This window comes from Vreelandella neptunia (genome assembly GCF_034479615.1).
Lineage (GTDB): Bacteria > Pseudomonadota > Gammaproteobacteria > Pseudomonadales > Halomonadaceae > Vreelandella > Vreelandella neptunia.
Map to the genome: position 1 here is coordinate 2,119,329 of NZ_CP140255.1, position 18,913 is coordinate 2,138,241.

At 57.0% G+C, this 18,913-nt stretch carries 15 protein-coding genes; 5 read left to right on the plus strand and 10 right to left on the minus strand.

Features of this window, described 5'->3' with window-relative positions:
* Positions 1–5: 5 nt before the first annotated feature.
* Together SR894_RS09825 and SR894_RS09830 are read left to right on the plus strand one after the other, a co-directional pair.
* Positions 6–932, plus strand: coding sequence for an electron transfer flavoprotein subunit alpha/FixB family protein (locus SR894_RS09825; protein WP_133730514.1), 927 nt, complete (start codon positions 6–8; stop codon positions 930–932).
* Between the two features lie 81 nt (positions 933–1,013).
* On the plus strand, positions 1,014–1,973 hold the full coding sequence (locus SR894_RS09830) for an NAD(P)H-dependent flavin oxidoreductase (protein WP_223289181.1): 960 nt from the start codon (positions 1,014–1,016) through the stop codon (positions 1,971–1,973).
* Here SR894_RS09830 and SR894_RS09835 read toward each other — a convergent pair.
* From SR894_RS09835 to SR894_RS09865, 7 genes are all read right to left on the minus strand, one after another.
* Positions 1,955–2,734 (minus strand): enoyl-CoA hydratase/isomerase family protein, encoded by a 780-nt coding sequence (locus tag SR894_RS09835; protein ID WP_223289180.1) that lies wholly within the window; start codon positions 2,732–2,734, stop codon positions 1,955–1,957. The two genes, SR894_RS09830 and SR894_RS09835, sit on opposite strands and share 19 nt — an antisense overlap.
* A gap of 35 nt (positions 2,735–2,769) precedes the next feature.
* Positions 2,770–3,888 (minus strand): acyl-CoA dehydrogenase family protein, encoded by a 1,119-nt coding sequence (locus SR894_RS09840; RefSeq protein ID WP_223289179.1) that lies wholly within the window; start codon positions 3,886–3,888, stop codon positions 2,770–2,772.
* A gap of 7 nt (positions 3,889–3,895) precedes the next feature.
* Positions 3,896–5,089: an acyl-CoA dehydrogenase family protein gene (locus SR894_RS09845; RefSeq protein WP_223289178.1), complete on the minus strand. Its 1,194-nt coding sequence runs from the start codon at positions 5,087–5,089 to the stop codon at positions 3,896–3,898.
* 3 nt (positions 5,090–5,092) lie between these two features.
* Positions 5,093–6,523, minus strand: coding sequence for an enoyl-CoA hydratase/isomerase family protein (locus tag SR894_RS09850; protein ID WP_223289177.1), 1,431 nt, complete (start codon positions 6,521–6,523; stop codon positions 5,093–5,095).
* A 60-nt stretch (positions 6,524–6,583) separates the two neighbouring features.
* Positions 6,584–8,593, minus strand: coding sequence for a TRAP transporter permease (locus SR894_RS09855; RefSeq protein WP_223289176.1), 2,010 nt, complete (start codon positions 8,591–8,593; stop codon positions 6,584–6,586).
* Positions 8,594–8,644: 51 nt separating this feature from the next.
* Entirely contained in the window at positions 8,645–9,805 is a 1,161-nt protein-coding gene (locus tag SR894_RS09860; protein WP_133732861.1) for a TAXI family TRAP transporter solute-binding subunit, read from the minus strand.
* 238 nt (positions 9,806–10,043) lie between these two features.
* A complete protein-coding gene (locus tag SR894_RS09865; RefSeq protein WP_223289175.1) occupies positions 10,044–11,744 on the minus strand; it encodes a SulP family inorganic anion transporter in 1,701 nt (566 codons plus the stop codon).
* Positions 11,745–11,978: 234 nt separating this feature from the next.
* Between SR894_RS09865 and SR894_RS09870 the strand changes: the two genes are divergently transcribed.
* Positions 11,979–13,646: a methyl-accepting chemotaxis protein gene (locus tag SR894_RS09870; RefSeq protein WP_223289174.1), complete on the plus strand. Its 1,668-nt coding sequence runs from the start codon at positions 11,979–11,981 to the stop codon at positions 13,644–13,646.
* Here the strand turns inward: SR894_RS09870 and rarD are convergent.
* Positions 13,617–14,525, minus strand: a complete 909-nt coding sequence (gene rarD / locus SR894_RS09875; protein ID WP_133732858.1) for an EamA family transporter RarD — start codon at positions 14,523–14,525, stop codon at positions 13,617–13,619. The genes SR894_RS09870 and rarD overlap by 30 nt on opposite strands.
* Before the next feature lie 72 nt (positions 14,526–14,597).
* Here rarD and SR894_RS09880 point away from each other — a divergent pair, with 72 nt between their 5' ends.
* Together SR894_RS09880 and SR894_RS09885 are read left to right on the plus strand one after the other, a co-directional pair.
* Positions 14,598–15,410 (plus strand): amidohydrolase, encoded by an 813-nt coding sequence (locus tag SR894_RS09880; protein WP_133732857.1) that lies wholly within the window; start codon positions 14,598–14,600, stop codon positions 15,408–15,410.
* Between the two features lie 2 nt (positions 15,411–15,412).
* Positions 15,413–16,117 carry a pseudouridine synthase gene (locus tag SR894_RS09885; RefSeq protein ID WP_133732920.1) on the plus strand — a complete coding sequence of 235 codons (705 nt, stop codon included), beginning with the start codon at positions 15,413–15,415 and terminating at the stop codon, positions 16,115–16,117.
* 141 nt (positions 16,118–16,258) lie between these two features.
* On the opposite strand, the gene SR894_RS09890 is transcribed toward SR894_RS09885, so the two are convergent.
* Together SR894_RS09890 and SR894_RS09895 are read right to left on the minus strand one after the other, a co-directional pair.
* On the minus strand, positions 16,259–17,842 hold the full coding sequence (locus SR894_RS09890; RefSeq protein ID WP_133732856.1) for an ABC transporter ATP-binding protein: 1,584 nt from the start codon (positions 17,840–17,842) through the stop codon (positions 16,259–16,261).
* On the minus strand, positions 17,835–18,911 hold the full coding sequence (locus tag SR894_RS09895) for an ABC transporter permease (protein ID WP_133732855.1): 1,077 nt from the start codon (positions 18,909–18,911) through the stop codon (positions 17,835–17,837). Before SR894_RS09895 ends, SR894_RS09890 begins: the two co-directional genes overlap by 8 nt.
* Positions 18,912–18,913: the final 2 nt, after the last annotated feature.

Consider the following 18,913-nt stretch of genomic DNA (forward strand, 5'->3'; position numbering starts at 1 on the left):
ATGCCATGAGCATTCTGGTACTTGCGGATCTACACGAAGGCCAACTGGCCGGTGCCACCGCCCACGTCGTGGCGGCCGCCCAAGCCATCGGTGGCGATATCGATATCCTGGTGGCCGGTGAAGGCGTGCAAGCCGCTGCCGAAGCCGCCGCCAAACTCGACGGCGTGAGCAAAGTCCGCGTTGCGGATAACGCCGTTTACGCCCACCAGCTGGCCGAGCCCATGGGCGCGCTGCTGGTCGAACTGGCCGATGGCTACACCCACGTGCTGGCCAGCGCTTCGACTACCGGCAAAAACGTGCTGCCGCGTTTAGCGGCGCTAAAAGACGTCAGCCAGCTGTCGGACGTTATCGCCGTGGACAGCGCCGATACCTTTAAGCGACCGATCTACGCCGGTAACGCCATTGCTACCGTCAAAAGCGACGATGCCCTCAAGGTCATCACCGTGCGTTCCACCGGTTTTGATGCGGTCGGCACCAGCGGCAGCGCGACGGTGGAAGCCGTCGACGTAGTGGTCGACAACAGCCAGTCCAGCTTTGTGAAAGAGGAGCTGGCGCAGTCGGATCGTCCTGAATTGGGCGGCGCCAAGGTGGTGATCTCCGGCGGCCGCGGTATGGGCAACGGCGAAAACTTCAAGCTGCTCGACGGCATTGCCGACAAGCTGGGGGCTGCCATCGGTGCTTCCCGGGCCGCGGTAGACGCAGGCTTTGTGCCCAACGATATGCAGGTCGGCCAAACCGGCAAGATCGTCGCGCCGGATCTGTATATCGCCGTGGGCATTTCCGGTGCCATCCAGCACCTGGCGGGCATGAAGGACTCCAAGGTGATCGTTGCCATCAACAAAGACGACGAAGCACCGATTTTCCAGGTGGCGGATTACGGCCTGGTGGGGGATCTGTTTGAGATCCTGCCGGAGCTTGAGAGCAAGTTGTAAGCGCATCTAAAAGCAGTTCACGGAAGGCCCCAATCGGGGCCTTTTGCAGATTACCTCACAATAACAACCAGCGAGCTTCCCATGCTAACGCGCCTAACCGCTTCATTAACCCTGCCGGTGATCGGTTCACCCATGTTTATCGTCTCCGGGCCGGAACTGGTGATTGCCCAATGCCAGGCGGGCATTCTGGGTGCTTTCCCCGCGCTCAACGCCCGACCTGCTGACGTATTACGTGAGTGGTTACAGCAGATCACTCAAACCCTGGCCGACTATGATGCGCAGCACCCCGAACAACCCTCAGCACCCTTTGCGGTCAACCAAATCGTGCACCCCACCAATGATCGCCTAGAACACGATGTCGCGCTATGCGCCGAGTTCAAGGTGCCGCTGGTGATTACCAGTCTGCACGCGCCTAATCAAGTGGTGGAAAAGGTGCACGCCTATGGCGGGCTGGTTTTTCATGATGTGACCACGTTGCGGCACGCCAAGAAAGCGATTGATGCGGGGGTTGATGGGCTGATACTGGTCTGCCACGGCGCAGGCGGGCATGCCGGGCGGCTAAATCCCTTTGCGTTTGTGGCCGAAGTGCGCCGCTTTTACGACGGCCCGTTAGTACTGGCAGGGGCGATTAGCAAAGGCGAACAGATCGTTGCCGCCCAGGTGCTAGGCGTGGATTTGGTCTATATGGGCACGCGTTTCATTGCCACCCAAGAGGCAAACGCCCAAGCGGACTATAAACAGATGGTGCTCGACGCAGCGGCAGGCGATATTGTCTATACCAACCTGTTTACCGGCGTGCACGGTAACTATCTACGGCAAAGTATCGAACAGGCGGGATTAGATCCTGATGCGCTGCCTGAAGGTGATAAAACCTCTATGCGCTATGGCTCAGGGGGTAGCAGTAAGGCAAAAGCGTGGCGGGATATCTGGGGCGCGGGGCAGGGCGTAGGCGCTATTGCCTCTATGCACAGCGTGGCCGAAGAAGTGGCCACGCTGCGCCAGGATTACCAGAAAACGTTGGATCATTTACGGCGGCTTTGACGAAACGCTGCCACCCGCGTGTGAAAATCTTCCGACGCCTTGCACTGATCTTGAAGCTCGCCCTCTAATTGCATCGTGTCATTTAGCGGGCGCTGGGCAGCTTCCCGTAAGGCGCGTTTGGTAGCGCTTAACGCCTGGGGCGATTGACTCACCAGTGCTTGCGCCAACGACCAAGCTTCGTCTAGCACTTGGTTATCTTCGACGACGCGGTTAGCCAAGCCGAGTTCGACGCAGCGCTCACCCGAAATGGGGGTTGCCAAGGCGGCCATTTCAAACGCCTGAGCATGGCCAAGCTGGCGCACCAGATGCCAGCAGGCACCGCCGTCAGGGATGAGCCCAATATTGATAAAGGCAAGCTTCAGGTAGGCGGAGTGGCCCATCACCACCATATCGCTGGCGAGCACATAGGAAACACCGATGCCCGCAGCCGCACCGCTAACCGCTGCAATCACCGGCTTATTCATTGCCATTAGGCTACGCAGGGCAGGCAGAAAGAGCGTTTCCAGCCGTTCGCTCGCAGGCTGAGACGTTGCCTTCTCAAACTCTGCCAGGTCAGCGCCGGCGCAAAACGCACTACCTTCACCGCGCAGAATCACACAGCGAACTTGCTCATTGTCTGCCACCACCGCCAGCGCCTCATTGAGTGCCAGGGCGGTGGCTTCATTCAGCGCATTGCGTACTTCGGGGCGTGCAATGGCCACTTCTACGATGCCGTTTTCAATAGCGCTGACAGTCACTAACTCGCCGACGTAATCTGGCATGTATCGCTCCCTAATTAGCTTGTCTGGCAACGTTCTCAGGCAACCTTTAACAGCTCGCTGACCGTTTCGAGATGATAGTCGCTGTCGCCCAGGTAGTGATCGAACATTACCAGATGCTTGGCGTAGTTCGCGACATAGCACTCTTCGGTCATACCCATCGCCCCATGCAGTTGGATCGCCTGCTCAGCAATAAAGCGAGCCGACTCGCCACAGTAGGCTTTGGCCGCGGCAATTTTGTAATCCCGTTCGCTGGCAGGTAGCGCGAGACTAGTGGCGGCTAAAATTGCCATGGAGCGGGACTGTTCCAGGTGCAGGTGCATATCCACCATACGGTGCTGCAGGGCCTGAAAGGTCGAAAGCGGTACGCCAAACTGCTTGCGCTCTTTTAAATAAGCGAGCGTTTGGTTGCAGGCCTCCTCCATTGCGCCGATAGCTTGGGCGCAGAGCGCTGCCCGGCCCACGGCCAGCACCTCCGCTAGCTTATCGCTAACATCTTCACTCAGGAAGTTGGTTAACGGCAGCGTGACGCTGTCCAGGGTCAGGTCACCGGCGGGCTGATCGTCGATAGTGCGGTAGAGGTGGGTAGCTGTGCCCGGTGCATCAGCGGGCACAATGAACAGCCCTAGCCTGCCGTTATCTAATCGGGCGGTGACCAACGTAGCCGCAGCGGCTTCAAGGTTAAGTACCACGTCTTTTCTGCCGGTTAGCTGCCATTGGTCGTCTTGCTGGGTAGCCTGGGTAGCTACCGTAAAGGCGTCGTAACGGGCGCCAATCTCCTGCCAGGCAAGCGCCAACTGGTGCTCACCTTCAAGTAGTGGGGCTAGCCACTGGGTTTGCTGTTCGCTGTTGGCGGTAACGGCCAGCAGTTGGCCGGGCAGCACCAGGCCAGCCAGATAGGGCTCGGGCACTAAGCCTCGTCCCAATGCCTGCATAATAATCATCAGGTCGGTGCCATCGCCCCCTAGCCCGTCCACGTCTTCGCTGAAGGGCATATGCAGCAAACCCAGCTCGGCAAAGGTGCGCCATAGTGCAGAATCGCGGTTTGGAGCAGCGGCCAGCATAGCGCGGCGCTGCTCGGCGGAAACCTGGTCGGCCACCAAACGGGTGAGCGTCTCTTCGAGCATGCGCTGCTCGTCGGTTAAAGCAAAATCCATGGTGACCTCACATATTTAGAATGGTTTTGGCGACGATACTTTTTTGTATTTCATTGGCGCCGCCATAAATCGACAGCTTGCGACGATTGAAATACTGAGCGCTGGCGGAGGCGTTTTGGGCGCGTTCCTCATCCAGGCTGTCGTCGCCATGCAGGAAGTCGGGAAAGAATGGCAGCGCAGCAGGGCCCAGGGCGCGCCGGGTAAGCTCGCTTAGCTCCTGGCGAAGCTCCGAGCCGCGTACTTTTAGCAGCGAGCTCTCTGCGCCGGGTACACCGCCATCTCGGGCAGCGGCAATCACGCGCAGGTTAGTCACTTCCAGCGCCATTAGTTCGAGTTCCGCTTTCACCACCCGCTGACGGAAGCTGGGTAGCTCCAGCAGCGGTTTACCGCGATGTTGAATCCGGCTCGCCAGGGACTTCAAGTGGCGCAGCGCCTGCTTGGCGTGACCAAGCCCCGCAATCCCGGTACGTTCATGGGTGAGTAGAAACTTAGCGCATGTCCAGCCCTGGCCCTCTTCGCCGACCCGGTTTTCTAAGGGTACGCGCACGTTATCTAAAAAGATTTCGTTAACTTCGTGGGCACCATCCAGGGTAATAATTGGCCGCACGGTGATACCCGGTGTCTGCATATCAATCAACAGAAAGCTGATGCCCGCCTGCTTCTTGGCATCTGGGTCGGTGCGTACCAGGCAGAACAGCATGTTGGCGTGCTGGCCCAGGGTGGTCCAGGTTTTCTGACCATTGACGATATAGTGGTCGCCATCGCGAACGGCGCGGGTATTTAGACCCGCTAAATCAGACCCAGCGCCGGGCTCTGAGTAGCCTTGGCACCACCAATCCTGATTGCTCAAAATGCGCGGCAGGTAGTGCTGTTGCTGCTCGACACTGCCGAATTTCATGATGACGGGGGCCACCATATTAACGCCGAAGGGAACGACCGTAGGCGCATGGGCTGCGGCGCACTCTTCGTCGAAAATATGCCGCTGTACCGGCCCCCAGCCTGGGCCGCCAAACTCTTTTGGCCAGTTAGAGGCTAGCCAGCCCTGTTCGCTGAGGATGTTCTGCCAGCGCAGGTGATCATCTGCACGCAGGTGGCGTCCTTGGCGTACGCGCTGGCTAATATCGCTGGGCAGTGCATCGGCTAGAAAGCGGCGAACCTGTTCGCGAAATGCCTGCTCTTCGGGGCTAAAGGTGAGGTTCATGGGCTATACATCCTGAGCTGCAGTTGAGAGCGTGGCCTGGCGGTGTGGCCCTCCTAGGTGACGTGGATAGCCAAACGCTTCCACCGCGAGCAAATCGAGGTCACTTTCCCGGTAGCAGAAGCCCTGTTTCGCCATATTGACACTCAGCTGTTCAAGCGCTGACTGCCTTTCACTGGTCGGGGCTTGCTGAATGGCAGCATGCATCGCACGAAGCATGCTTTTTTGCTGGCTGACCACGATGTTTAGACGCAACGCTTTAAGCGTCAGTGCGGCTCGCTGCTGAATAAGTGGTTCTGCGCTTACGTTGATTAGCTCAGCGATATGGCCGTTTTCAGCAATGATCAGGCTTAGCGCACTATCTTTGGAACAGGCGCTGTCGCTGCCGGCGCCAATCTCTTCCAGTGCGATAACCGGGCACGCCTTGCCTGAATCTCTGGGGGCATTGGGCGCCAGGAGGCAAAGTTCGGTGGCCTCGTCGGGTGTGCTGGTTAAGCTAATACCCGCCTTTTGCGCGGCCTTTTGCAGGCGTTCAAATAGCGGATGCTCACCAATCAGTGCAACGTGTTTAAAAGCACTGGCTTTCTCAACGTCGGGCACCAGGTGCGGGCTGCGTGCGGCAAAAAACAGATGAATAAGCCCGGCGCGCTGGGGGGAGTCCATACAGGCTAGAAACAGCTCCCGCTCGCGGCGCAATCCGGCCTCAAGTGACTCGGCATCCACGCAGGCCTGAATCGCTTCGACAATGCGAAACGGCGAAAACAACTCGGGAGATTGCTGGTTAAGATGTTCCAACGTTTTAGTGATGGCCTGGGAATCCGCCGCCGGGGCAGGAAGCTGGCCGGTGATGCGGGGTGTTTGAGTGCCTGCCAGCACTTCCTGGGCGGCGGCTAAACCCGCTTCAAGAGGCGTTTTGGCGTCGCTAATGGCGTCGATGATGCCCGCCTCAAGCGCTTCTTCAGCCTCCACAAAGCGACCGCTGGTAATCATCTCTAACGCCCGCTCAACGCTAACTAAGCGTGGCAAACGTTGTGTGCCACCGGCGCCAGGCAGTAGGCCAAGCTTTACCTCTGGTAGCCCTACGCGGGTTCCTGCCAGCGCGATTCGGTAGTGGCAACCGAGTGCTACTTCCAAACCGCCGCCCAGGGCCGTGCCGTGCAGGGCAGCGATCAGCGGTTTTGGGCAGGCTTCCAGGTGGGTAATCACATCGGGCAGGAGGGGAGCTTGGGGCGGCTTGCCAAACTCACGGATATCCGCCCCGGCAATAAACGTGCGGCCATCGGCCAGCACGACCAGCGCTTTCGCATCTGTGTCGGCAATACCCTCTTTGAGCGCGTTGACTAAGCCGCTGCGCACGGCCTGACCCAGGGCATTAACCGGCGGGTTAGCAATTTGGATAACGCCTATATCACCGTGGCGCTGGTAGTGAACGGACATAGTTAGGCTCTCGTATTTCGCATGATAATGAATTAAAAAATAACCCTGGCGTTCTATCTGTTACGCAGCAGAGGCGCTTTGCGTACGCCGATGGTGGCGCTGGCTTAAGCGTGCCATCAACACGCCGGGCACTAGTGCAGCAAGCGCAAGGCCGATCAGTTCCCACTGGCTAAGGGGGATCATTCCACCGCCAGGCAGTGCCAGTAATAGTCCCGCGACCAGTACCAGGGCGCGAATAATGATCTCCTGCAGCGCGCCATAGCCCAGTCGCCCAACGCCCATCAAGTAGCCTTGCATGGCGGAGGCAAACAGAATGATGCCGAGCACGGCCTGGATAAACACGGCCACGATCACCAGCGGTGCGCCCTGCATAATCAACGCCGGATTAAGCACAAAGAGGAAGGGGATAAAGTAGATCACGCTACCCAGTCGCATGGCCTGCAGACCCGTTTCCATGGGCCGGGCACCGGCCACGGTGGCGGCGGCAAAGGCACCCAGGGCGACCGGCGGAGTAATGAAACTCAGCATGCCCCAGTAAAGGATGAACATATGCACCGCCATGGGATCCAGCCCTCCGCCTTGAATCAGCGCGGGGGCTAGCGCAACGGCGAGGAAAATATAGGCGGCAGTCACGGTCATGCCAATGCCGAGCACGAAACTGGTCACGGCGCCCATAATCAGCAGTAGCGGCACGCTGCCACCGGCAATATTGATAAAGTCGTTAGCGATGGTGCCAGAAAGACCGGTCATCGAAAGCGCACCGACCAGCATGCCCACGCCGGCCAAAATAGCGATCAGCTCGGCAAATAGCTTGGCGGCAGACGACAGCGTATCGGCCACGTCTTTCCAGCCCCAGCGGTTATGCTTGGAAAGCTGGTTCAGCACTAACAGCAGCGCGGTGGCGTAAAAAGGCGCTACGGCTTCGCGCTGCATAATCAGCAGCATCCAGACTAATAACGCGAAGACAAAAATAAAGTACCAACCCTCTTTTATGGTTTGCCAAAGCGAAGGCAGCTCAACGGCGGGTAGGCCTTTAATATCGTGGCGCGCAGCGTAGGCATCAATCTGAATAAACAGACCCAGGAAATACAGAATCGAAGGAATGACGGCGGCCAGCGCCACAGCGGAGTAGGGGATGTCCAGAAACATCGCCATGACAAAAGCAGTAGCACCCATAACAGGGGGCATCAATACACCGCCGGTTGAGGCGCAGGCTTCTACACCGCCGGCAAAGGAGCGGCTCATGCCGATACGACGCATGGCGGGAATCGACAGCACGCCGGTGGTGAGTACGTTACTGATCACGCTGCCGCTCATGGAGCCCATCAGGCCACTGGAGAAAATCGACACCTTAGCAGGGCCGCCCCGTACATGGCCCAGCAGCGCAAAGGCCAAATTAATAAAAAACTTACCGCCGCCGCTTTTCTGCAGCACGACACCAAACACCAAAAAGCCAATCACCAGGCCCGCGAATGCCTGCAGCGGCACCCCCATGATGCTTTCGGTACTCATGGTGTGGTACATGGCGGTTTGTTCAAGAGTTGAAGGAAACGCCTGGATAGGGCCGGGGACGATATCGGCCACCAGCGGATAGAGCGAGAATACCCCGGCAATAATCGCAATGGGTAAACCACCCGCCCGGCGTGCTGCTTCGATAATCAGCAGCCAGTAGGCGTAGCTTGCATAAATGGCGATTTCGGGTGCAGAAAAGGCCCAGCCGCGCTCCAAAATGGGCACTGCGTTGTAAACAAAATAGCCGCCAACGATAAGTGTGATGGCGCTCAGCGTGTAGTCATACCAGGGAATGGGCTGCTCTTGTTGGCGACTGCGCATGGGCCAAAGCAAAAACACCAGCGGTAGCAGCAGCGCCACAACGGCGTAGTAGAACTGCGTCTCCAGACCCGTAACGAAAGTCAGTAAGCCAACGTTAAACAGATAATCCAGGGTCATCGCCATCAAAATGACGGTGACCGTGGCGGGAATCCAGCGCAGCGCAGGAGGAAGCTGACGAATTTGGCTGATCTTTTCTTTAACCTGCTGATTATTGGCAGGCGAGGTATCTGTGGTCATGGGGGACATCCGTCAATCAGCAGGGGGCGGCAAGTGCCGCCCCGTGGTGTATCACTCGAAGATCGGTTCGAAACCGGCATCGCTCAGCGCGGTGGCACGGGCTTCCATCCAGCCGGTAGTAAATGCCTCGTCCTCACTGGGTGCGTCCTGCATAAAACTTTCCCAGGCGGTTAGCAGCACGTTCTGACGCTCAACGAGCTTGTCCTGATGAGCCTGCATTTCATCGGTCCATACGTCGATCTCTTTGTAGTACTCCACGACCGCATCGTGGAATGGCACTACCCACTGAAGGTCTTGCTGTTCCAAGGCGTAGCCAAGCGCCCCTGGGGCGTTATCTTTATAGTCGTCGAAATTTTCCTGCATGGCCTTGATCAGGCCATAAGCCACATTGTCGTCCAGGTCTTGGTTGGCAACTACGATGGGGTAAGGGTAGCTAGCGCTAGGCACCGGATTTTCGGCGCTGATGCCGCCTGCCCCAGAAGTGACTTCGTGAGGGCGGAAGTAAGGCGCCACCGCAGCCATACGCTCCCAGCCTGCTTCGTCGTTGGGGTCTAACACCGGCCAGCTAATGCCGCGGGGGCTACTGGCCAACTGCTGGGCAGGCGGGGTCACCGTTGTGGTAAAGGAGGCATCCACATCGCCAGCGATAATGCCGTCGAACGAGCGGCCATAGCCGGGGTAATCAACACGCTCTACGTCATCCCAGGTTAAACCGCCAAAGGCGAGGTACGCCTCTGTGCCTTTATTGAGCGCATCGTCGCCGCGGATATAGGCGATGCGTTTGCCCGCCAGGTCAGCGGGTGTTTCAACGTCCAAGTCGCCCGCAACCGCAAGGGAGAGGCCAAAAGAGGCGGTAGAAGTGGTAATCACGCGAAGTGGCTGAGGGCCCCAGTCACGGTCGGCAAACATCATTACACCTTCCGCGCCGTAGTAGCTGGCGATCCCGCAGGCGCAAAGGTCAACGCGGCCCTGCTTGAGCGGCGTCATGCGTGATACATCGTTATCACCCGGCAGAATACGTACAGACGAATCGTATTTGTTCTGCAGCATATTGCCGATGGCGACGGCTTGGGCATAGCCGCTTGAGTTGGTGCCATAAGCCGTCCAGGCCATGGTGCCGGGCAGTTCAATTTCACTGGCGTGGCTGACTGCTGCGCCGAGTAGCGATAGAGGTAAGGCGGCAATAAGTAGGCGTTGAGCGAAGGGGCGCATTGGGATGCTCCTTTATTGTGGTTGTAGTGACGTTGATGGTGACGTTCAGTTACTGGTTATTTGATCGAATGTGTTTTGCTATGCGGTATTGTATTTTGCTAAATGGTCGAGTGATAGTAGAGAAGCCGCTGGGTGGCTGTCAATGCCGTTGTTAGCAGCGGTGCCCGTTGGTCAACAACAGGCATAAAAAAACCAGGCAAAAGCCTGGTTTTTCAGAGCGGTAGCGAGAGCAATACAGTTAAGAAAACTCACGCCAAGCGGCATAGGTGCTTAGAAATACCCGTCCGGTCAGTGCATCCAGAAAGTCACTCTTCTTTAGCTGATCCATTACTGGGCCTTTGACCTCGGATAAATGCAGTTTTACATCGGAGTCTTTTAAACGGGCGTTGATCGCATCCAGACTCTCTAGGGCTGAGGCATCGATCAGGTTAACCGCCGAACAGATCAGCACCACGTGCTCAAGTTCGGGGTGACTCGCCACCAGGTTATAAACGGTGTCTTCCAAATAGCGGGCATTGGCAAAATAGAGGCTCTCATCGATGCGCAGCAGGGCAACGGTATTGACCGTTTCGACATCGTGGCGGGTGGTGTTTCTAAAGTGTTCGGTGCCGGGCACGCGACCCACCAGGGCGCTGTGCGGGCGGCTGGTGCGGTACAAAAATAGCGCAATAGAGAGTGTCACACCGCTGATAATGCCAGCTTCAACGCCTTCGCACAGCGTTAGCAGAATCGTCACCGCCATGGCGGCAAAGTCGCTGCGGGAGTAGCGCCAGGTTTGGCGCAGCATGGGGATGTCCACCAGCGTCAAAATCGAAACGGTAATCGTCGCGGCCAGGGTCGCGATGGGCAGATAGTAGAGCCAACCGGTAAATGACAGGGTGACCAGCGCAATACCTAGTGCCGCAAAGGCACCGGCGGCAGGTGTTTGCGCCCCTGCATCGTAGTTAATAACGGTGCGGGACAATCCCCCGGTTACCGGCATGCCGCTGGAAAGTCCGGCGGCTAAATTGCTGGCGCCCAGGCCTACTAACTCCTGATTGGGGGATATGCGCTGGCGCCGTTTAGCGGCCAACATCTGGCCCATGGAGACCGACTCCACAAAGCCGACCAGGCTAATCAGCAGCGCTGGGATTAGCAGTGCCCGCCATAGCGAGTAGTCTGCCCAGGGAAAGCTCAACGCGGGTAAACCACCGGGAATGGATCCCACTACGTCAACGCCTCTATCGGCCAACTGCCAGTGCCAGGTCACCAGGGTGGTGATTACGACTGCAAAGACCGGCCCCGCTTTGGCGATCAAGTCCGCCAGGGTGTTTGGCAGGCCCATCTTGTTCAGGGTGGCTTTACCTTTGCGTCGCATAGCTATCAAAAACAGCAGGGTTCCACTGCCGATCAGCAAAGTGGGTAAGTTAAAGGTGGTTAAGTTGGGCACCAGGGTGATAAGACGTTCCACCAGGGTAAAGCCACTACTCTCTACCCCCAGTAAGCTGCCCAGTTGGCTGGCCGCGATCAAAATGCCCGACGCCGTTAAGAAGCCGGAGATAACCGGGTGGCTTAGAAAATTGCTGAAAAAGCCCATTTTCAGCAGCCCCATCACGACCAGCATGCCACCGGAAAGTAGTGACAGGATCAGCGCTGCCTGTAAATAGGTCTCCGTGCCCGTGGCTGCTACTGAGGAGAGCGCGGCACCGGTCATCAGCGCGATAATTGCCACCGGCCCGACCGCGAGGGTTTTGCTGGTACCAAACAGGGTATAGAACAGTTGAGGCAGTATACTGGCGTAGAGGCCCACCACCGCGGGTAACCCGGCCAGCAGCGCATAGGCCAGCGATTGGGGAATGACCATCACGGTGACAATCAAGCCCGCCAAAAGATCGGCCCCCAATAGGCGTTTATGGTAGTGGGGGAGCCATGTCAGGATTGGCAAGTAGCGCTTTAGCATGGGTTCCAGGTGTTGTAGAAGTGGCAGAACCAAAAGAGTAAGGGATATTCCATTTCATTGCAGTGCTTATATTCATTTTCACTGCGGTAACCCAATGATGACCAAGCGCTTCCTTCCCCCAAAGTGCTACTTCTTTCATAAGCGTTACACGCTAAGCTTAGCCGCGAAGGGGAGTTAATTCCTCAGAAGTGGTATTTTCGATACTTGATAATGTTAATAAAAAGAGTACTGCTCATGCGCTTACTGCGATTGTTAGTTCCGGTGCTGTTCGTGGCGCTTTCCATAGTGCTTGCCGCTCAGGGCGGCCACTGGCGTTACCTGGCGCTCCTGTTCGCCGCGATGGGCGGTGGTGCTATGCTGCTCAGTGCGCTGGAAGGCGTTTACCGAGCCGACCAACGTCACCTGGAGCAGAGTCGGTTTGGCTTTAAACCGCTGCGTGATTACCGGTCGCTGCGTGCCATGGCCTACCGATTAATGAACCGCGCTAGTAGTACCGCGATTGCCTCGGCTGAAGTGTCGCACTACGCCGACCTGATGGATCAGCGTCTAACCAAACAAGAGACCATGGCCCGTGAAGCTTCATCGAGTATGACGGCCATTAATGCAGCCATTATGCAGGTGAGTGCCAGCGCCAGCCAAGTGGCGGCGCTGGCAGAGAGCGCCCGGGAAGCCAGTCATCACAACCATGCCGAGCTGGACGATATTATCCAGGACATGAGCGACGTCGCCGACCGCTCCAACCAAGCGCTGGAAATGCTGACCGCGCTGAACGATAAAATAGAGCGCGTTCGCAACGTTACCTCCATGATTGAGGGTATCGCCGAACAAACCCATCTGCTGTCGCTCAATGCGTCAATTGAAGCGGCCCGAGCGGGCGAACACGGTCGAGGGTTTGCCGTCGTTGCTGGCGAAGTGCGCAACCTGGCGCTTAAGACCTCTACCGCGACGCAAAGTGTCGATGAGCTGGTTAAGGATATGCATCAGAGCGGCCAGTCGGTAGTCGACACCATTGGTGACTTAATGGCCCGTATCAGCGAACGCTCCAAGGGGCTGCAAGTGGTCGGCACCAGTCTGGGTACGATGACGCAGGAATTCGACCAGGTGCAGAGCGAAATCACCCGTGTTGCCGATGCCATGGAAAACACCCGTCAACATAGTCAAACCGTGGCGGACAGCCTGAGCCAGCTAGAAGATGATGTGGATGAAGGCAACCGAAATATGCACGATTTGGCTGAACAGGCCCGCGCATTGATGGAGGCTGCGGAAGGGGTCGATGGTGAACTGGCCCAGCAGCATTTAGAGGGCCGCCACCAACAGGTGTTTCACGCCGCACGATTAACCGCCGATAAGTTGGGTAAGCTGCTGGAGAAGGCGATTGCCAGTGGGGAGCTTTCAGGCACCCAGCTGTTCCAGCCCCACTATGAACAGATTCCGGGTACGCAGCCGCCGCAATATAAAACCGGCTTTGATAGTTTCACCGATAGGTATCTGCCTGATCTGCAGGAGCCTTTGCTCACTCAGTTAGGCTTAAGCTATGCCATTGCCTGTGACCGTAAAGGCTATGTGCCGACCCATAACAAAGCGGTCAGCCTTGCGCCAACCGGTGACTACGCCCACGATTTAAAATTCTGCCGCAACAAGCGCATTTTCGATGACCCAACCGGCAGCCGCTGTGGCGCTCATGAAAAGCCGCTGCTGCTACAAACCTACAAGCGCGATACCGGCGAAATCATGCACGACCTCTCAGTGCCGGTGTATGTGCAGGGTAAGCACTGGGGCGGCTTCCGGGTTGGCTACCAGCCTGAACGGGACACTGCATCGACGCCTATGCTTGAAGCTGCTGCCGATGCTAGTGCATCATCGCCGCTGGCGCTAACTAGCCGCAGCGTAGCGCGGGCGTGACTGCCACGCCGACCAGGAATAAAGCGCGAGCCCGATCCAAATAAGCACGAACGTTGCCAACTGGATAACGCCCAGGGGCTCGCCGAAAACCGTTAGCGCGATGAGAAATTGGATACTGGGATTGATGTACATAAGAAAGCCAATGGTCGCTAAGCGTAGCCGACGAGCCGCGCCAGCAAAAGCCATAAGCGGCAATGCGGTCAAGACACCGCTGGCGATTAGCAGATTAGTGGTAGCTGTATTTTGCAAAAAGTGCGAACTGCCGTTCCAGCTTAACCAGGTCAAGGCGATCAGGGCGAGGGGAAATAGCAGCAGGGTTTCTACAAACAGTCCTGATAAGCCGTCCAGCGGTACCTGCTTACGAAACAGGCCATAACTGCCGAAGCTTAACGCCAGTAGTAAACTAATCCAGGGCAGCTCGCCAAGCATCACGAACTGCACTGCAATGGCGACGCTGGCCAAGCCCAAGGCGACCAGCTGCAGCTTGGCCATCACTTCCCGCAGTACCAGCATGCCGAGCGCGACGTTCACTAAAGGCGTTAAGAAGTAGCCCAGGCTCGCTTGCAATACCTGCTTTGACTCCACCGCATAAATATAGATACCCCAGTTAAACCCAATCAATAGCGCGCAGGCTAACACCCGGCCAAGCCGCTTGGGTTCGCCTAATGCAGTGACAACGGGCGGCCAGCGGCGTAATAGGGTAATCAAACCGACTAAAAACAGACACGCCCAAATGATCCGATGAATCAAAATTTCAAAGGCGGGAACGCCGTCGAATAGGGCAAAAAATAGCGGAAAGCAGCCCCACATGGTATAGGCGGTTAGCCCGAACATGACGCCTTTGACGGCAGCTGGATCGCGTGTTGGAGTAGGAAGCATAGCAGCCTCATTATTTAAAGATGCTAATCTAGCATAAACGTTGCCTTGAGACTGACGAATTGGAGGTGTTAAGTGAGTCAACTTAGGAACACGCTAGTGCAGTGCGATCTGCGCTGGGAAGACCCCCAGGCCAACCACACCCATCTTGAGAAGTTGCTGGGCGAGTTGGATAGCCGCGATACGGATCTTATTGTATTGCCGGAAATGTTTGCCACTGGCTTTACCATGAACTCCCGCGAAATGGCCCAGCCGATGGCCGAGAGCCAAAGCGTTGCCTGGCTACAGGCCCAGGCGAAGGCGCGTAACTGTGTGATGACCGGCAGCGTGGCGATTGAAGAGAACGGCGAGTTTTATAATCGCTTGATCTGGGCAACGCCGGAGGGGGAGTTAACCCACTACGACAAGCGCCACTTATTCCGTATGGCCGGGGAGCATGAGCGCTACGGTATGGGCAGTGAGCGTAAAGTGGTAGAGCTTAATGGCTTTAAGCTGCTGCTGAGCGTTTGCTACGACCTGCGTTTTCCGGTGTGGATGCGCCAGCAGCCAGCAGAAGGGGAGCATTTCGAGTATGATGCGCTGCTGTGTATCGCCAACTGGCCAGCACCGCGTCGTCATCCATGGCGTACGCTGCTCCAGGCCCGCGCGGTAGAGAACCTAAGCTATGTAATTGGCGTTAATCGCGTTGGAGAAGATGCCAAAGGGCTTGCCTACAGCGGCGACTCCCTGTTGGTCGACTTCAAAGGCGAACCGCTAATTGATAAACCTGCCCATACCCCGTTTATAGAGACGGGCACGCTGGATAAAACTGCCCTTGATGCTTTTCGTGAAAAATTTCCTGCCTGGCAAGATGCCGACCACTTTAAGCTGCTGCCAGGAGTGGGTTAATGATGCGCCTTGATCGCTTTTTAAGTGAGACCACACCGTTAACCCGCAGCCTCGCCAAGCGGGCACTCAAAAATGGCGAAGTGACCCTGAACGGCGAGCCGATCAAACAGTCGGCGACCCAAATCGATACCGATAACGATGTAGTGGTACTCAACGGCGAGCGGTTGGCGCTGGTAGGGTTGCGCTACATTATGCTGCACAAGCCCGTCGACGTTGAATGTAACGCCCGCCGCGGTCTCTATCAAAGAGCAATCGATCTAATCGATCTGCCCAAAGCTGATCGGTTACAGCCGGTAGGGCGGTTAGATGTGGATACCACGGGACTGCTGCTATTAACCGATGATGGTCAGTGGTCGCACCGCGTCACGTCACCACGCCATCGCTGTGCCAAGGTGTATATCGCCGAGCTGGCGGAACCGATGGAAGGCGCGACGGCGGAGTGGGCGATTGGCCAAGTCGCCGATGGCCTGATGCTGGATGGAGAGGAGACCCCGACGCAGCCAGCAACACTGCGGCTGCTTTCGCCCACCCAGGCAGAGCTCACCATTACCGAAGGGCGCTATCACCAGGTGAAGCGTATGTTTGCCGCCTTGGGCAATCACGTGAACTCACTGCACCGCAGCTCTATCGGTGACTTAGCTCTGGATGCCAACCTGGCGCCCGGCGAGTGGCGCGAATTAACCGCCGAGGAAATCGCGCTTTTCTGAGCAGCCCTTGTTTAAGGTTTCCATTAGCCGCTTCCCAAAAGGGTAAGCGGCTTTATTTTATCTGTAGTTTTATACCGTTATATTTGATTTTGCAGACAGCAATGACCAGTATCGTGGCTTAATAAAGTTAGTCAATCAGAGCTAGTGGGTCAGATGTGCAGCGGCAATCAACGCTTGAGTATACGCGTTCTGTGGCGCAGAAAGCACCTCTAGGCAGGGGCCTTGTTCGACCACCTCGCCATCCTTTAGCACCATAATACGGTGTGCCATGGCACGCACTACGGCTAAATCATGGCTTATAAACAGATAGCTTAGCTGACGGCGTGCCTGCAAATCGCGTAACAGGGAGACTAGCTGCTTCTGCACGGTACGATCTAACGCCGAGGTTGGCTCATCCAGCACCAGCAACTCTGGCTCTAAGATAATCGCTCTTGCCACGGCAATGCGCTGGCGCTGACCGCCGGAGAACTCGTGGGGGTAGCGCGCGGCACAGCTCTCGGGTAAACCTACCTCGTGCAGCGTTTGATTGACCCGCTGGGCGACTTCTTCAGTGGTGAGATGGGGGTAGTGAAAGCGCAGCCCTTCACTAACGATATCAAACACTGGCATACGCGGTGAAAGTGCGCCATAAGGGTCTTGAAACACCATTTGCAGGCGATGGCGCTGGCGGCGTAACGAATCGCCGGTTAGGGCGCTTAGTTTATCGTTGCCAAGGGTAACATCGCCTTGGCTAGTGACCAGCCGCATGACCGCTGACGCCAGCGTGGTTTTACCCGAGCCGGACTCACCGACAATGCCCAGGGTTTCCCCTGGCGCGATTTGGAAATCTATTGGTTGCACCGCTACAAAAGCAGGGGGCTGGCGCTTAAATAAGCCGGTCTTAGGGCGCTTAAAGCTCACGCTCAATTGACGAGCGGTCAGTAGCGGCGCTGTATGCTCTATAGCTTGGGGCCTACCTTCCGGCTCAGCGGCCAGTAGCGCTTTAGTGTAATCGCTTTGGGGGTGCTGAAAGACCTGCTCCACCGGGCCGATTTCTTGAATGCGCCCTTGGTACATCACGCAAATGCGATCGGCATGGCGGCGCACCAGGTTTAAGTCGTGGCTGATAAACAGCATACCCATGCCATGGTGGTCGCGTAGTTCCCGCAGCAGGGCGAGAATCTCCTGCTGTACCGTGACGTCCAGTGCGGTGGTGGGCTCATCGGCAATCAGTAGTGAGGGATTGTTGGCAATTGCCATGGCAATCATCACCCGCTGGCGCTGCCCACCCGAGAGCTGGTGGGGCCAGGCATCCAACAGTTCGTCCGGGCGCGGTAGTTTCACCTGTTCCAGCAGCTCTTTGCTGCGCTCACGGGCCGCCTGGCCGCGCAGCCCTTGATGCAGCCGTAAGGCCTCACCAATCTGCTTGCCCACCCGATGCAGGGGGTTTAGTGAGGTCATCGGCTCCTGGAAGATAAAACCGACGCGATTGCCGCGCACCGTGTTCCACTCAGTTTCCGTTAACGTGGCCAGATTGGTATCACCCAGCCAGCGTTCGCCTTGAACGCTGGCATTACTGGGCAGCAAATTCACCATGCCCAGCGCCGATACCGATTTACCCGAGCCAGACTCACCGACAATGGCCAGGGTTTCACCCGCGTTGAGGGTTAGCGAGAGTGAATGCACCACAGGGGTGTTATCGAACGCGACATCAAGGTGTTCAATGCGCAGCAGGGGATTAGGCATGCTGGGACTCCTGGGCTGGGCCTGCTTGGCGCTGTTGTACGTGGCGGGGATCAAAGGCGTCACGCAAGCCCTCACCGATAAATACCAGCAGTGATAGCATGATGGCCAGGGTCATAAACGCTGTGATGCCCAGCCAAGGGGCGTGTAGATTATTTTTGCCCTGGGCAGCAAGCTCACCCAGCGAAGGAGCGCCCGGCGGCAGGCCGAAGCCGAGAAAATCCAGAGCGGTCAAGGTGCCAATGGCGCCGGTAAATAGAAACGGAATAAACGTCAGTGTCGCTACCATGGCATTGGGTAGCACGTGACGCCACATGATCAAGCGTGACGGCAAGCCCATGGCTTTGGCCGCGCGCACATACTCCAAATTACGCGCCCGCAGGAACTCGGCACGTACGATATCCACCAGACCCAGCCACGAAAAGAGCAGCATAATGCCCAGCAGCCACCAAAACCCCGGTTGAACAAAGCTGGCTAAAATAATCAGCAGGAACAGCACCGGCAAGCCAGACCAGATTTCGGTGAATCGCTGACCGATCAAATCAATTTTACCGCCAAAGTAGCCCTGCACACCGCCCACTACCACACCGACGACTAACGATCCTGCGGTGAGCACCAGGGCAAAGGCCACCGAGAGTCGAAAGCCATAAATCACCCGTGCGGTCACATCCCGGCCTTGGTCATCGGTGCCCAGCCAGTGGCGGCTATCCGGCGGTGCCGGAGAAGGGCGGGTCATATTCATGTCCAGGGTCTGGTATGAAAATGGAATGATGGGCCACAGCGCCCAGCCGTGATCATCAATTTGTTGCTGAACAAAGGGATCCAGATAGTCCGTTCGGGTCGGTAGAAAGCCGTCAAACTCGGTTTCTGGGTAGTCCACCAGCATGGGAAAGTACCACTGGCCGTCGTACTGCATGATGATCGGTTTGTCGTTAGCAATGAGCTCGGCAAACAGGCTGAGGATAAACAGCGTGGTAAATAACCAGAGTGACACCCGTGCACGGCGATTGGCTTTAAAAGCGGCCAGTCGACGGCGAGTAATAGGCGATAAACGTGACGATAAAGAGGCCATTA

What these genes read in the sequence shown, in the direction of transcription:
- SR894_RS09825 (WP_133730514.1), top strand. Translation starts at nt 6, where the DNA reads ATGAGCATTCTGGTACTTGCGGATCTACACGAAGGCCAACTGGCCGGT.
- SR894_RS09830 (WP_223289181.1), top strand. Translation starts at nt 1,014, where the DNA reads ATGCTAACGCGCCTAACCGCTTCATTAACCCTGCCGGTGATCGGTTCA.
- SR894_RS09835 (WP_223289180.1), bottom strand. Translation starts at nt 2,734, where the DNA reads ATGCCAGATTACGTCGGCGAGTTAGTGACTGTCAGCGCTATTGAAAAC.
- SR894_RS09840 (WP_223289179.1), bottom strand. Translation starts at nt 3,888, where the DNA reads ATGGATTTTGCTTTAACCGACGAGCAGCGCATGCTCGAAGAGACGCTC.
- SR894_RS09845 (WP_223289178.1), bottom strand. Translation starts at nt 5,089, where the DNA reads ATGAACCTCACCTTTAGCCCCGAAGAGCAGGCATTTCGCGAACAGGTT.
- SR894_RS09850 (WP_223289177.1), bottom strand. Translation starts at nt 6,523, where the DNA reads ATGTCCGTTCACTACCAGCGCCACGGTGATATAGGCGTTATCCAAATT.
- SR894_RS09855 (WP_223289176.1), bottom strand. Translation starts at nt 8,593, where the DNA reads ATGACCACAGATACCTCGCCTGCCAATAATCAGCAGGTTAAAGAAAAG.
- SR894_RS09860 (WP_133732861.1), bottom strand. Translation starts at nt 9,805, where the DNA reads ATGCGCCCCTTCGCTCAACGCCTACTTATTGCCGCCTTACCTCTATCG.
- SR894_RS09865 (WP_223289175.1), bottom strand. Translation starts at nt 11,744, where the DNA reads ATGCTAAAGCGCTACTTGCCAATCCTGACATGGCTCCCCCACTACCAT.
- SR894_RS09870 (WP_223289174.1), top strand. Translation starts at nt 11,979, where the DNA reads ATGCGCTTACTGCGATTGTTAGTTCCGGTGCTGTTCGTGGCGCTTTCC.
- rarD (WP_133732858.1), bottom strand. Translation starts at nt 14,525, where the DNA reads ATGCTTCCTACTCCAACACGCGATCCAGCTGCCGTCAAAGGCGTCATG.
- SR894_RS09885 (WP_133732920.1), top strand. Translation starts at nt 15,413, where the DNA reads ATGCGCCTTGATCGCTTTTTAAGTGAGACCACACCGTTAACCCGCAGC.
- SR894_RS09890 (WP_133732856.1), bottom strand. Translation starts at nt 17,842, where the DNA reads ATGCCTAATCCCCTGCTGCGCATTGAACACCTTGATGTCGCGTTCGAT.
- SR894_RS09895 (WP_133732855.1), bottom strand. Translation starts at nt 18,911, where the DNA reads ATGGCCTCTTTATCGTCACGTTTATCGCCTATTACTCGCCGTCGACTG.